This window comes from Bradyrhizobium sp. AUGA SZCCT0176 (assembly GCF_018130145.1).
In the GTDB taxonomy this organism is placed as follows: domain Bacteria; phylum Pseudomonadota; class Alphaproteobacteria; order Rhizobiales; family Xanthobacteraceae; genus Bradyrhizobium.
Map to the genome: position 1 here is coordinate 220,409 of NZ_JAFCMB010000006.1, position 13,024 is coordinate 233,432.

The following is a 13,024-nucleotide window of genomic DNA, read 5'->3' on the forward strand; positions in this document are numbered from 1 at the left end:
AGATCGTAGCTCAATCTTCCTTGAACGCGCCGTTGAAGCTGTCGAGCAGGGGCCTCAGGGCGTAGAGTGCCACGGTGCTGCGCCCGGTTGTGATGAACACCTGTGCCGGCATTCCGGGGATGATCCGGATGTCTTGCTCGGCGATCCGCGCATCCTGCACGCGAATTTTGGTTGCGTAGTAGGGCTGCTCGGTACGCTTGTCGACGAGGCGATCGGCGGATACGTGCGTCACTGTCCCACTGAGACGCGGTGCGCGGCGCTGATTGTAGGGCAGCAGGTGCACGTCGGCATTCAGTCCTGGATGAACCACATCGATGTCCTCGGGCCTGATGCGCGCGGTCACGATGAGGCGATCCTGCCGGGGCACCATATCCATAAGCGGGGCACCAGCCCCGATCACGCCGCCGGGGGTATGAATCCGCAGGTCGGTTACCACGCCGTCCTCGGGAGCCTTGACCTCGGTTCGCGACAGCTGGTCCTCGGCCGCCCGCAATCGCTCGCGTAGCTGAAACATCTGATTTTGTGCCTCGCGCAGCGACTGCGCGATTTCGTTTTGCCGGTCGCTCTCGAGCTTGAGCAGCGTCGCCTGCGATTCGCTAATGACCTGCTCGGCGCGCGAAATATGCGCGGCGATCTCGCCCCGCCGCCCCTGTATTTCAGCCACTTCCCGTTCGAGGTTCAGAAGGCGCGGCCGCCGTTCGAGCCCCTTGCTGACGAGGGTGGCCACCATGTCCAGTTCCTCGCGGGCGATTGCCGCCCGCTGCGCGACGGCGGTTTCCTGCGCCTTGAGGCCCAGGATTTCCTTGTCGACCTGGAGGCTTTTCTCCCGGACGACGGCGAGCTGAGACCGGAAGACCTGCCGGCGCGTTTCAAAGATGTTTCGCTGCGCGGTGAGGACATCTGCGGCCGATGAATTCTCTTTCCCCGCAGTCGCCATCCTGGCCGGAAACGACACATGCTCTTGCCCTTGCATCTCGGCCTGGAGCCTTGCTTCACGTGCCGTTGCGTCCCACAATTGGCCCTGAAGGCTCTGCACCTCGGCGCGGGCCCTGGTGTCGTCCAGCCAGATCAGCACCTGCCCGGCGCGCACCGCGTCGCCGTCGGCAACCAGAATCTCCCTGACGATGCCGCCCTCAAGGTGCTGAATCGTCTTCCGGCTCGATTCCGTTTCCACGACGCCGGAAGCGATCGCGGCACTCTCGAGTGGCGCAAAGCCCGACCAGATTCCCAGGCCCAGCACAAAGCAGACGACCAGCAGATTGCCTGCCCAGGTGAAGCCGCGGAGTGCGGAGCGAGGTGAAGCTGGCGTCGGGGCCGTCCACCATGCAAACTCCAGAGGCTCGATATCGTCGATCGCGGTAATCACGACCTTGGTTCGCCGCTCCGGGACGAGGGAAGACGAATGCGGCGGCTTGTCTGGAACGTCGGTCACGGGACAACTCGCTGAGGTGACACGTTGGCGGCTGCGGGCGTACTCTCGGGCAACGTGACCTGTGATGCGACTTGCGGTCGGCTCAAATACCTCTCGAAAATCTCCTCGCTTTCGCCACATGCCATGACGGCGCCGCCCTGCATGATGGCAATTCTGTTCGTGGCCGCGAGAATACCCATTCGATGGGTGATGATGATCACCGTGATGTTGGCTTTCTTCAGCTGCTCGATGGCATCGAACAGCACGCGCTCGCCTACGTAATCGAGGCTGGCGTTCGGCTCGTCGAGCACGACAAGGCGCGGGTCATCGAAGAAAGCCCGCGCAAGGCCGAGACGCTGGCGATACCCGCGCGAAAAAGCACAGCCGCCGCCGGGAATGACGGTGTCATACCCCTGTGGCAGCCCCACGATGGTGTCATGGATTCCGGCGAGCTTCGCGGCTGCGATGACTTTCTGCGGATCGCTATCATCCAGCCCTGCGATGACATCCGTTATCGTCTCCCCAAACAGGTTGATGTCCTGCGGCAGATATCCGAGGTGACGATCGCCCCCTCCCTCACGCAAGACCGATACGTCGACGTTGTCGAGCAGGACGCGCCCCTGAGTTGGCGTCGAGATTCCGGCAATGATCTGGCCGAGCATTGATTTGCCGGAGCCGGACGGACCGATAATGCCAAGGCATTCACCAGGCGCGAGGCTGAACGAGACTTCCCTCAGCAGGAATCCGCCGGAGCCTGGCAGTGCCACGCCGACATTGTCGACGACGAGACGGCACCGGTTCGACGCAATGCCCGCGCTCTCCGGGACAGCGGGGATGACGACAAGGACGTCCGTGAGCCGCCGATAGGCGCTCAAGGCCGTCGCGAAAGCTTTCCAGCCAGCAATGGCACCCTCGACGGGTGCGAGCGCGCGGCTGAACAGCAGTGTCGAGGCAAAGATAATGGCGGGGCTTCTGTTGTAGTCGAGCACCAGCCACGCGGCGGCTCCCATGATCAGGACCTGCGACAATGCGCGTGCCGGCTTTGCGACAAGCATGATGATCTCGTATCGCCGCTGGGCCTCGTCGTGCTCGCTTCGCGCGTCCTGCGCGGCCTGGCAGATCAGGCGCGCGGCGCGGTCGCGCATCCCCATGGCCTGGATCAATTGAACATTATCGACAGCCGTCGCGAACCGGCTATGGCTTCTGGCCCAGGCGGTTCCGGACCTGGCCTGCGCATCCTCGGTGAGGACATCGCCGACAAGAGCGAGGCCGAACAGGAAGAGCACGCTGCAGGCTCCTATCACTCCCAGCAAAGGATGTACGAGAAAAAGCACACTTAGAAACAAAGGTACCCAGAGCGCGTCGAACAGTATCGGGCATGCATTGGATTCGACGAACTGACGCAGAACAGTGAGATCCCGATACGCCTGCGATGCCTGCGCCGGGTTGCCGCGGTTGGCGCATTCGAGGCTGGCCGAGAGCACGGAGGGACGAAGGCGATCTTCGAGCCATGCCCCGAGCCGCCCCAACACGGCGCGGCGCAGCGCGTCAAGTACGCCACCAACCACAACGGTGAGCGCGACGATCAGGGTGAGCATCAGAAGCGTGTGGCCGCTCCGGCTCGACAAAACCCGATCATAGATCTGAAGCAGGTAGATGGACGGAGCGAAGAGCAGCAAATTGTAGCTGCAACTGTACGCGAACACGATGCCAAGCGTGCTGGCGCAGGCCCAGAGCGCCGCCTGCAGCCTTGTCTGTGGCTGTGCTGCGAGGTGTAATCGGAGGGGCGGCATCAGCATTGTCGTCACCGCCAGAGCCCTGAGGATTCGACCTTCTCGTTCCACCGTCAGTCCGGCGTGGCGCCGCATTGATCGGCGGCGAGTCGTGGACCGGCGGCCACTGCCGCCGGTCTTGCCAGTCGGACAAGCTGCCGATCAGAAGGTATCGAATTCAAAGTGGACGTCTCCACCCAGCGCGATGTTGCCGTTTCCACCGTCGCCGCCGATACCAGCCACCACTTCCTGATGCATGTCCGCCTTCAGCGAGTTTGACTGCTGCGCCGTCGTGTTGGCGTATACCTTGGAGGTATTATGGCCGCTGTCGGAGTCCTGGTTTCCGTTCGACGTGGCCTTTCCTCCCTCGGCCTTCGCAAACCACGAAGCCTTTCCGTTTGCGCCCCCGGCATCCCATCCCGCCTTTTGATTGACGTGATCGCCGGTTTTCACGTCCACGCTGGCACCGCTCGCCTTGTTGTATGGATCGAAGCTGATGCTCGGTTGGTTGACGATTTTTCCCGAGAAGCTACCGTCGCCGCCATTTCCGGCGTTGTTGCCCCCGGTGTTGATCGATTTGAACTCGATGGAGTCGGAAACGTTGATTAATCCCTTTGCCTTGGCCATCATGTCAGCCTCCGTCCTGTGTTTAATTTCACGCACCATCCGTCCGGATCAGGATAGCGGATGTGTCAACAAGTCTGATCCCCACTTGCATGAGCCGGATAGATGGCAAATGGAGTGCCATCCTGTTCGGTAGGCGTTACACACGAAAGGATTACATGCCTTTTACATGCCTTGGCGCCTCCCGATGGCGACGCAGCATGGCGAAGCGCGAGCGCTCCTGGTCGATCAGCGGGACGCGAGCGGCTTCGGCCTCACCATCGGAGCGGCAGCGAATTCTCGCCCTATCCTATCAAATGAAGTTCAGACAGAAGATGCGTGGCGACATCACCACCCAGCGCAAGATTGCCGTGGCCGCCGTACCCGCCTATTCCCGCGATCTGGACCGCGCTCTGGTCGAGCATCACATTGTTGATCTGGTCGGCTTGGGCCGTCGAATTGGGGCCGGCGATCGCAATGTTGATCGGCGCATAAATCGCGATGCTGACATCGATCATGCTGCCCGTGAAATGGCCGCTGCCACCGTTGCCGGCAGTGTTGTCTCCGGTTGCGATGGCATTGGAGCCACCTCCGAAGCCGGAGAAGACGTTTCCGCCCGCTGCGGCATTGCCGTTGCCTCCATTTCCTCCAAGGCCGGCCATCTGAAAGGAGAACTGATCCAGCTGCACGTTGTTTGCCTGGAAGGCGTGCGCACTGGAATTATACCCAGCCACCGCAATGTTGACCGGGTTATATATCGCGAAGGATGCGTGGACGAGGCCTCCATAAAAGTAACCGTCGCCGCCGTTGCCCGCATGGTTGTCGCCAGTATGTATGAGCCAGTCAGTCCCGCCGTTGCCCGATCCGGAGGTGTGTCCGAGCATCGATACGTTGCCGCCGCCTGCCGCATTTCCGTTACCGCCATTGCCACCGACACCTGCGATCTGGACGGCGGACTGATCGATCTCAACCGTATTGGACTGAGTAGCCACGGCCGTGCCTCCAGCGCCGGCGATGGCAATATTTACTGGATGGTAGATAACGACGGGAGCGTTCACCAGGCTCCCGAAGAAGTAGCCGTCGCCACCATTGCCAGCGCCATTGCCGCCGGTCGCGATCAGGTCGGCGCCAGAAGAAGAACTGCCGACGTTTCCCCCCGATGCGGCGTTGCCATTGCCGCCGTTTCCCCCGACGCCGGCGATCTGAACGGCTGATTGATCGATACTCACATTGTTGGTTTGTTCAGCGTGGGCGCTGGAGCCATATCCGACCGCCACCGCGATGTTGATCGGCTGATAAATGAGGAAGGAGGCGTGGATGATGCCTCCATAAAAATATCCATCTCCGCCGTTGCCCGCCTGATTGGCCCCGCTCTGGATCGTGGTGGAATCAAGCCAGCCATAGCCTGGGCCAGAACCAGAATTGAGGGCTGATACCTCTGCGCCAGTCGTCGCGCTGCCGCCTCCATCGTTGCGGCCCGTCTGGCCGGCGTGTTGATCGGCGTGCACCGCATTGGACTGGGCATCGGCCTTGCTTTGAATACCTCCGTGTTCTGCATCAAGCCAATCAGAACGCGCGACAGGCGGGTGCATCTCCGCACCGAAGAAGGAGCCATAGCCGCCGTCGCCAGCGCCATTGTAACGGGTGCCGATCGCGAAATTCAGTGAAGGATCCAGCCATGCCACGTCTCGAACGTCGTGGCCGTCGTACCCGTCATGATGAGGGGGCTGCTGATGATGCAGCCGGATTCCGTCGGACATCTGCCAAAAATTCATGGTCGCCTCCCTCGTCGCAATCGCACTGCACAACTCGACGGGACTCTCCCGACCCAAGGAAGGAATGTCGCCCTGCGCCAGTCAAAAGCCGAGTCGCCAATTCGGATTGCAGCGCTTCGGGTGATAGACGTCATAACGGCTACACTCTTTCGGGCGGAGGGCCCGCTCCAATCGCGGCGCGCGTCGTTGCTGATCGAAGCGCCATATCGACCCGCAATTGCGGTGCAGCAGGCCATCCATTAGACGCCAGGTACAAAAACGCTTACGATCTTGACCGGCGACCGGTGCAGCCGTTCGCTGGAAAACAACATGCGGGAGGGACCGATGGCTTCGATGATTATCCATCACAGAGTCCGCGACTACGCAGCATGGCGTCCGGGCTATGACGCCCACGAATCGAGCCGGACCGCGGCTGGAGTCACTCACTGCCGCGTCTACCGCAACGCGGAAGACCCTAATGACCTTGTAATCGTAGCCAACGTGTCAGACCTGGCCAAGGCGCGCGCCTGGACGGCGAGTGATGATTTGAAGGCTGCGATGCAAAAGGCCGGTGTGATGGGCGCGCCCACCATTCATCTGATCGGCTGATACTTGATCGGCTGATACTCTCGGTAAGGCGACATCGGCGGGCGGTTAACCCTGTCGGCAAACATCCTGCACGTGGGTGAGGTTCCTGCGTGGTCCGCCGCCAAGTTGCCCCATTAGATCGGAGAATTTGCACCGGCACTATAATGGCCGGAGAAGCATCATGTTGAGAATGGTGTTGTTGGGCCTCCTCATCCCATTGGGCATAGGAGCACTTGCGGCAATGGAACTCAGAACTCCGCCGCGTACTGCAGTAGCGGTCGTTCAGCCCCCTGCCGAAACAACCGTCGGCATGTCCGATTCACATGGTGCGTTGGCGAAGGCTGATAAGCTTGAAGTTAACTATGCGAAAGCCGAGACGCCAGCGCAGCCTGCTCTGGTCAACGAACGCGTTTCTCCCTCGCCGCCTCCGGAAGCCACCTTCATATGGCCTTCGGAGGCCCCGAGGATTAACCGCCACCGGCACGATACCAAATCAAAGAAGGTCACTACCGCTGCCCTTCCCAAGCCGAAGCCAAAGGCCACCGATATCAGGCGAACTGCCGATATCAGACGCACTACCAGTGCCGAGCGCTCAAAAGCCGCCGCCAGCGAGCCCCTGCACTGCCGGCTGAGCGCGTTTGGTGGTTTGCGTAAGGCGTTGAATACAGCCGGCTGCGAAATCTAGCGAGCCGCGATCCCCGGCCCCGTGGTCGCCTGCTTCTTGTCGCGCGGCGGGAATGGCTTGAGTGGCCGCTTGATCGCCCACGCAGGTGTACGGGTGACGCGGTCTTGCCACCGCCAACCACCGCTGCATGCAAGTCTATTCGATCACCTGGTCGGCACGAGCAACCAGTGTCGGCGGCACGGTGAGACCGAGCGCATGCGCGGTCTTCAGGTTAATGACCAGCTCGAGTTTGGTTGGCTGCTCAACGGGCAGGTCGGCAGGCTTGGTCCCCTTGAGTATCTTATCCACGTAGCTGGCAGCGCGCCGAAACAAACCATCCAGGCTCGGTCCGTAGGACATAAGGCCGCCGGCATCTACCAGCTCTCTGAATGTGTAGATGACCGACAGCCGGTTCTTGGCAGCGAGGTCCACGATGCGTCGTCGCTCGCCAAGCAGCATGCCGCTTACGAGTACAGTCAGCGCATCCGCCCGCGCGCCGGTGATTTCCGAAAAAGCTTTGTCGATATCGGCGGGACTTCGCGCCTCCACGAATTGAAGCTGGATCCCGAGCGCCTGCGCGGCGGCTGCCGCTGCCTGCAGCATTTCCTTTTCCGTGCGTTCGCCGAAGGCGCCTGGCTGCCAGAGGACCGCGACGCGACTGACCCGCGGGACGGCCTGCGTGAGATATTCTAGACACTTGCCGACAAGGTCTGCGTTGAGGTTAGACAACCCCGTGACATTGCCGCCCGGTCGCGCAAGGCTGGTGACCAACCCGGTCGCAACCGGATCGGGAACCGTCGCGAAGACGATGGGAATAACCGCGGTCGCTTGCTTGGCGGCCTGAGCGGCCGCCGTGCTTGAGGCCACAATGACATCCACCTTGAGCGCGACCAGTTCGGCCGCAAGGGCCGGGAGCGGCTCGAGCTTTCCCTGGGCATCCCGGTATTCGATCAAGACGTTACGTCCCTCGACGTAACCGAGGTCACGCAGTCCTTGACGGAAAGCTTCAAGCAGGCCCTGGTTGATTAGATTGGTCGCAAGGTAGCCTATTCTCGCAATCCTGGCCGCCTGCTGGGCGTCCGCGGCAAACGGCCAAGCCACACCCGAAGCTCCGACCAGCAGTGTCATGAAATCACGGCGCCGCATGTCGTGCCCCAGATGCTGGAGACGGCATGTTAGCGGTTGAGACGAGTGCTTTGATAGGATGAAATCCGACTCATTGCTGCAATATGAGATTCCGGCGGGCTTCCGAGTTGGATCAAGAATCAAACCGTGCCCGGAAAAACCGGCAACAATGTATCATTCAGCCGGCGATCCCCACGGCGCCGGCGATCAGTTCGAAGGAGCGCAGCCGCTTGGCGTGATCGTAGACATCGGACACGATCATGAGTTCGTCGGCGCCGGTTTCCGCAACGAGCGCATCGATGCCGGCGCGAACCGTATCGGGCGAACCGACGATGGAGCGCGCGAGCATGCCCATCGCCTGTTTCTTTTCCGCCGGCGACCAATAGCTCTCGATGTCGTCGATCGGAGGCTGGCTGAGGCCGCGCGCGCCGCGGAAGATGTTGGTAAAGGACATCTGCTGCGTCGTCGCCAGCCGGCGCGCTTCGGCATCGCTGCCGGCGGCGATGATGTTGACGCCGACCATCGCGTAGGGACGGTCGAGCTGCTCGGACGGCTTGAAGCGGCTGCGGTAGATCTGCAGCGCCGGTATCAGGAGCTCGGGTGCAAAGTGCGAGGCGAAGGCATAGGGAAGCCCGAGTTCGCCCGCCAGCATCGCGCCAAAATTGCTCGATCCCAGAATCCATAGCGGCACTTCCGTTCCTGCCGCCGGCACCGCCTGGATGCGCTGGTTGGGACCGGCCGGCGCCAGGAAGGCCTGCACCTCCAGAACGTCCTGCGGAAAATTTTCGGCAGCTTCTGGCGTGCGGCGCAAGGCGCGCAGCGTGAGCTGGTCGGTGCCGGGGGCGCGGCCGAGCCCAAGGTCGATGCGGCCGGGAAACAGCCGCGCCAGCGTGCCGAACTGCTCGGCGATGACGTAGGGCGCATGGTTCGGGAGCATGATGCCGCCCGCGCCGACCCGGATGGTCTTTGTTCCCGCTGCGATATGACCGATCACGACCGACGTCGCGGCGCTCGCGATGCCGGCCATGTTGTGATGCTCCGCCACCCAGATGCGACGATATCCCCAGGCCTCGGCATGAACCGCGACATCGCGGGCGTTATAGAGCGCGCCGCGCGCATCGGTCTCTTCGGTGACGCGGACGAGATCGAGGATGGACAGTGCAGTCATGAAAACTCCCGAACGAAACCACTTGAAATGACGCCGCCCGAGCTACAAGGCCGCATGCTTGCTAGTCCGAAACGGCAGGCTTCATCCGATTCTTCTGCCCCCATATGGATATTGTCACCGCGGGGGTCAATCTGCTGAAATCGAATGGCGACCAACCGACAGCGCCGGGCGCGTCGCTGCGCCGACCGCTATCGGCCGCGCGAAGCGGTCATTTGACAAACCGGCGATGTTCGCTATGTGCGAACCTTTCCGTAAGACGGCAGTGACAACGCTTTGCGTGCTCAGGCAATTTCTGCATTCGTAGACATCGTGCATCACGTATGTGGGCCACAGGAATGCGGAGCCGGAGCTTCCACCTATCGCGGCCGGATTGCACTAATCGAATGCAACGCCAATCCGGTATTCTTTGCGCCAAACAACGCGGCACCGCAGCTTCAGTCTGTCTTCAGGAATTATTAATGTGAATTCTCTGGGCACTCGAACCAGATCAGATATCTCGATCGCTGCCCCAGTTGCCGAGATGTCGCGAATTACGCAGCCGATCTTATCGCCGCCGTGTTCTATCTTCGCGGGCTTCGTAACACGATAGCGGGGCGCAATACGAGTTTCGACCATAACCGGTCTCCCCGGTTGAAAGAACACAAGTCGGAAAATGAGTTAGTTTAGAAACTGATCTTTGAATTCGGATATTCCTGGCTCGTTGGGATCTCGCGCGCCGCATCGCGGAGTTCTCTAATCATGTTGACCGCTTCGGCAGATGCGGTGCCGGCGGCAGTCGTGTTTTGCGCTTCAGTACTTTCTGCGGAAACCTTCAACAGGCCCGAAATTCTCACTAATGGAAGCATTGATCGCGTCCCGCGACGAGATCAGCGAGAGCCGCCCCAGAAGGCGAACTAGACGAAGATCCGCCCACTACGGCATTCCGTCCAAGGATTCTAAACATAACCTTGAAGTATTGCGGGTTCCTTAAGCGACGCCCGTGAAAGAACTCGCCGGCGGCGGCGGCATCGTTCGTCGCGAACGCTCATCCACAGGTTCGCAGTGCCGCTTGGCATCAAAACGGGCGTCATCTGTACGACCGCTTCTGGCGCAAAGCGGCCGCTCAGCAAATGCGGTGCTATTGATTCCGGCGGGCCGCGACGACATCGCGATACAGGGCGGCGTAGCGGCTCGCCCGACTGCGCCATGATACATCCGTCGACAAGCCATTGTACTGCAACCTTCGCCAGCCTTGCTGGTCGTGCCACAGGATATTGGCTCGTTGCAGCGCGCCAGCGAGGGCGTCGGCCGTGACGGGCCCAAACTTCAAGCCGGTTGCTGCGCCACCTGCCTCACCTACGTCAATGACGGTATCCGAAAGGCCGCCGACCTGCGATACGATCGGAACAGCGCCATATCGCAAGGCGCAAAGCTGGGTCAGGCCGCATGGTTCGAAGCGCGACGGCACGACGAGGGCGTCGGCGCCGGCTTGAATGACATGGGCGACAGCTTCGTCGTAGCCGATCAGAACCGCTATCCGGCCCGGGTGCGCTTTTGCGGCGGCCTGATAAGCATGCTGGAGATCCGCCTCTCCGCTCCCGAGCAAGACGAGTTGCATCCCCTCCCCGAGGATGGTCGGCAGGTTCTCGAGGAGGATATCCAGTCCCTTTTGCCAGGACAGCCGGCTCACCACGCCGAGCAGCAGTGCGTTTGAGGATGGATCAAGACCAAACCGGCGCTGCAGGGCCAGTTTATTTGCCGCACGGGGATCCAGCTCGTTCGCGCTGAAACGCGCGGCGATGTCGGGGTCGGTCTCCGGGTTCCAGACCGACATATCGATGCCGTTGATGATGCCGCTCAGGACCTGCGACCGTTCGCGCAGCAACCCACCCAGCCCCATACCTCCCTCATCTGTCTGAATCTCGCGCGCATAGGTCGGCGAAACCGTCGTGATGCGATCGGAGAATTGCAGGCCCGCTTTCAGGAAGCTGATCTCACCATAATATTCGACGCCGTGAATCGAGAAAGACTCGGGCGGCAAGCCGAACACACTGAGCATGTGATGCGGAAACTTGCCCTGGTAGGCCAGATTGTGGACCGTCATCACGGTGGCGGGCCGGCGCTGATGGGTAAGGTGCAAATAGGCAGGCGCGAGGCCAGCCTGCCAGTCATGGGCATGCACCACATCAGGCACGAACGACGGAATGGCGCCCTGGCCGATTTCGGACGCCATCTTCGAAAGCGCGGCAAAGCGCACGCCGTTATCAGGCCAGTCCTTGCCATCAGGGGTGACGTAGGGGTTGCCGGGCCGCGCAAAGAGATGCGGCGCGTCGAGCACGAGCAGATTGAGGTTGCCATGCACGCGACCGAGCAGGCGGGCCGGTCCGCCAAAAAACTCCGGCACATGAAGGAACTCCTCCGCGACCGCAAGCCCCTTGATGACATCGGGATATCCCGGCACCAGGGTCCGCGTTTCGATGCCATGCGCCTGTAGCGCAGTCGGGAGCGCGCCGACGACGTCGGCAAGACCTCCTGTCTTGACGATCGGATAGATTTCAGAGGCGACCGCAAGGACGCGAAGCTCCGTCATGCATCAAGCCTGTCGATCATCGGCTGCGTGATCAGCGTGATACCCTGCGCCGTGGTTCGAAACCGTTTCGCATCGAATTCGGGATCTTCGCCGACCACGAGACCTTCCGGGATTCGAACGCCGCGATCGATCACGACATTCTTCAACCGCGCATGCCGGCCCACATTCACATAAGGCATGACGACGGCATTTTCCATGTTTGCATAGGAATTGACGTGCACCCCGGTGAACAGCAGGGAGCGGCGCAATGCGGCGCCGGATATGATGCATCCTCCGGAGACCAGCGAAGTCACCGCCTGTCCGCGCCGGTCCTCCTCATCGTGAACAAACTTGGCGGGCGGCGTGATCTCGGCATGGGTCCAGATCGGCCATGCACGGTCGTAAATATCGAGTTCGGGTAAAACGTCGGTGAGGTCGATGTTGGCGGCCCAGTAGGCATCGACAGTTCCGACGTCCCGCCAATAGCTCCGTGGATCGCCGTCGGACCTGACGCAGGAGGTCGAGAATTGGTGCGCCACCGCCCGGCCGTTCTTGACGAGGTAGGGAATCAGGTCCTTGCCGAAATCATGGCTCGAATTCGGGTCGTTCGCGTCGCGCCGCAACTCGTCGAACAGGAATTTCGAATCGAATACATAGATCCCCATGCTGGCCAATGACTTGTCGGGCTTGCCGGGCATCGGCGGCGGATCGGCCGGCTTCTCGAGAAAGGATTTCACGATGCCATTGTCGTCCACGTCCATGATCCCGAAGCCGCTGGATTCCGCACGCGGCATTTCCAGGCAGCCGATGGTGACGTCCGCGCGTTGCTCGACATGCTGCTTCAGCATGCGCTCGTAGTCCATCTTGTAGATGTGATCTCCGGCGAGCAGCACGATGAATTTGGCGTCGTGCGACTCGATGATGTCGATGTTCTGATAAACCGCGTCCGCCGTTCCGAGGTACCAGTTCGTCTCCGAGACGCGCTGGCTCGCCGGCAGGATATCGAAACTCTCGTTGCGCTCCGGACGAAAGAAGTTCCAGCCCATTTGCAGATGCCTGATCAGGCTGTGGGCCTTGTATTGGGTTGCAACCGCGATCCGGCGAATTCCGGAGTTCACCGCGTTGGAGAGGGCAAAATCGATGATGCGCGATTTTCCGCCGAAATAGACCGCCGGCTTGGCGCGCCTGTCGGTCAGCTCCAGGAGCCGGCTTCCACGACCGCCCGCAAGAACGAAGGCGAGCGCATGGCGTGAAAGCGGTTCATTGACGATGGCCATTTTTGTCCTCCCTGGGAACCACAACGCATGCCCCGACACCTTCTCTTGCCGGAAGGCAGGGTCGGGCCACGGGACCGATAGTAGCTGGACGATTGGTTGATCGGAAAGTGGTAT

12 protein-coding genes are annotated in these 13,024 nt (G+C 61.1%); 2 read left to right on the plus strand and 10 right to left on the minus strand.

Annotation, left to right across the window (positions count from 1 at the left end; translation table 11 throughout):
* Positions 1-10: 10 nt before the first annotated feature.
* The 4 genes from JQ600_RS17240 to JQ600_RS37585 form a co-directional block, all read right to left on the minus strand.
* The gene (locus JQ600_RS17240; protein WP_212389982.1) at positions 11-1,432 is read right to left on the minus strand and encodes an HlyD family type I secretion periplasmic adaptor subunit; all 1,422 of its coding nucleotides are present in this window, start codon (positions 1,430-1,432) and stop codon (positions 11-13) included.
* Complete coding sequence (locus JQ600_RS17245) at positions 1,429-3,210, minus strand: type I secretion system permease/ATPase (RefSeq protein ID WP_212389874.1); 1,782 nt, start codon at positions 3,208-3,210, stop codon at positions 1,429-1,431. Before JQ600_RS17245 ends, JQ600_RS17240 begins: the two co-directional genes overlap by 4 nt.
* Positions 3,211-3,345: 135 nt before the next feature.
* Positions 3,346-3,813 (minus strand): hypothetical protein, encoded by a 468-nt coding sequence (locus tag JQ600_RS17250; RefSeq protein ID WP_212389875.1) that lies wholly within the window; start codon positions 3,811-3,813, stop codon positions 3,346-3,348.
* Positions 3,814-4,091: 278 nt separating this feature from the next.
* Positions 4,092-5,561 (minus strand): hypothetical protein, encoded by a 1,470-nt coding sequence (locus JQ600_RS37585; protein ID WP_212389876.1) that lies wholly within the window; start codon positions 5,559-5,561, stop codon positions 4,092-4,094.
* 324 nt (positions 5,562-5,885) lie between these two features.
* Here JQ600_RS37585 and JQ600_RS17260 point away from each other — a divergent pair, with 324 nt between their 5' ends.
* Positions 5,886-6,149, plus strand: a complete 264-nt coding sequence (locus tag JQ600_RS17260; RefSeq protein WP_212389877.1) for an antibiotic biosynthesis monooxygenase — start codon at positions 5,886-5,888, stop codon at positions 6,147-6,149.
* A gap of 160 nt (positions 6,150-6,309) precedes the next feature.
* Positions 6,310-6,813, plus strand: coding sequence for a hypothetical protein (locus JQ600_RS17265; RefSeq protein ID WP_212389878.1), 504 nt, complete (start codon positions 6,310-6,312; stop codon positions 6,811-6,813).
* A 135-nt stretch (positions 6,814-6,948) separates the two neighbouring features.
* Here the strand turns inward: JQ600_RS17265 and JQ600_RS17270 are convergent, their stop codons facing one another.
* The 6 genes from JQ600_RS17270 to glgC all read right to left on the minus strand — a co-directional run bounded on the left by JQ600_RS17270 (position 6,949) and on the right by glgC (position 12,910).
* Complete coding sequence (locus JQ600_RS17270) at positions 6,949-7,938, minus strand: ABC transporter substrate-binding protein (protein ID WP_212389879.1); 990 nt, start codon at positions 7,936-7,938, stop codon at positions 6,949-6,951.
* Between the two features lie 157 nt (positions 7,939-8,095).
* Positions 8,096-9,085: an LLM class flavin-dependent oxidoreductase gene (locus tag JQ600_RS17275; RefSeq protein WP_212489988.1), complete on the minus strand. Its 990-nt coding sequence runs from the start codon at positions 9,083-9,085 to the stop codon at positions 8,096-8,098.
* Positions 9,086-9,460: 375 nt separating this feature from the next.
* The gene (locus JQ600_RS17280) at positions 9,461-9,700 is read right to left on the minus strand and encodes a PilZ domain-containing protein (protein WP_212389881.1); all 240 of its coding nucleotides are present in this window, start codon (positions 9,698-9,700) and stop codon (positions 9,461-9,463) included.
* A 47-nt stretch (positions 9,701-9,747) separates the two neighbouring features.
* Positions 9,748-9,930: a hypothetical protein gene (locus JQ600_RS17285; protein WP_212389882.1), complete on the minus strand. Its 183-nt coding sequence runs from the start codon at positions 9,928-9,930 to the stop codon at positions 9,748-9,750.
* Between the two features lie 272 nt (positions 9,931-10,202).
* Positions 10,203-11,654 carry a glycogen synthase GlgA gene (gene glgA / locus JQ600_RS17290; protein WP_212389883.1) on the minus strand — a complete coding sequence of 484 codons (1,452 nt, stop codon included), beginning with the start codon at positions 11,652-11,654 and terminating at the stop codon, positions 10,203-10,205.
* Positions 11,651-12,910, minus strand: a complete 1,260-nt coding sequence (glgC, locus tag JQ600_RS17295) for a glucose-1-phosphate adenylyltransferase (RefSeq protein WP_212266586.1) — start codon at positions 12,908-12,910, stop codon at positions 11,651-11,653. The genes glgA and glgC overlap by 4 nt, the downstream gene beginning before the upstream one ends.
* Between the last annotated feature and the right edge of the window lie 114 nt (positions 12,911-13,024).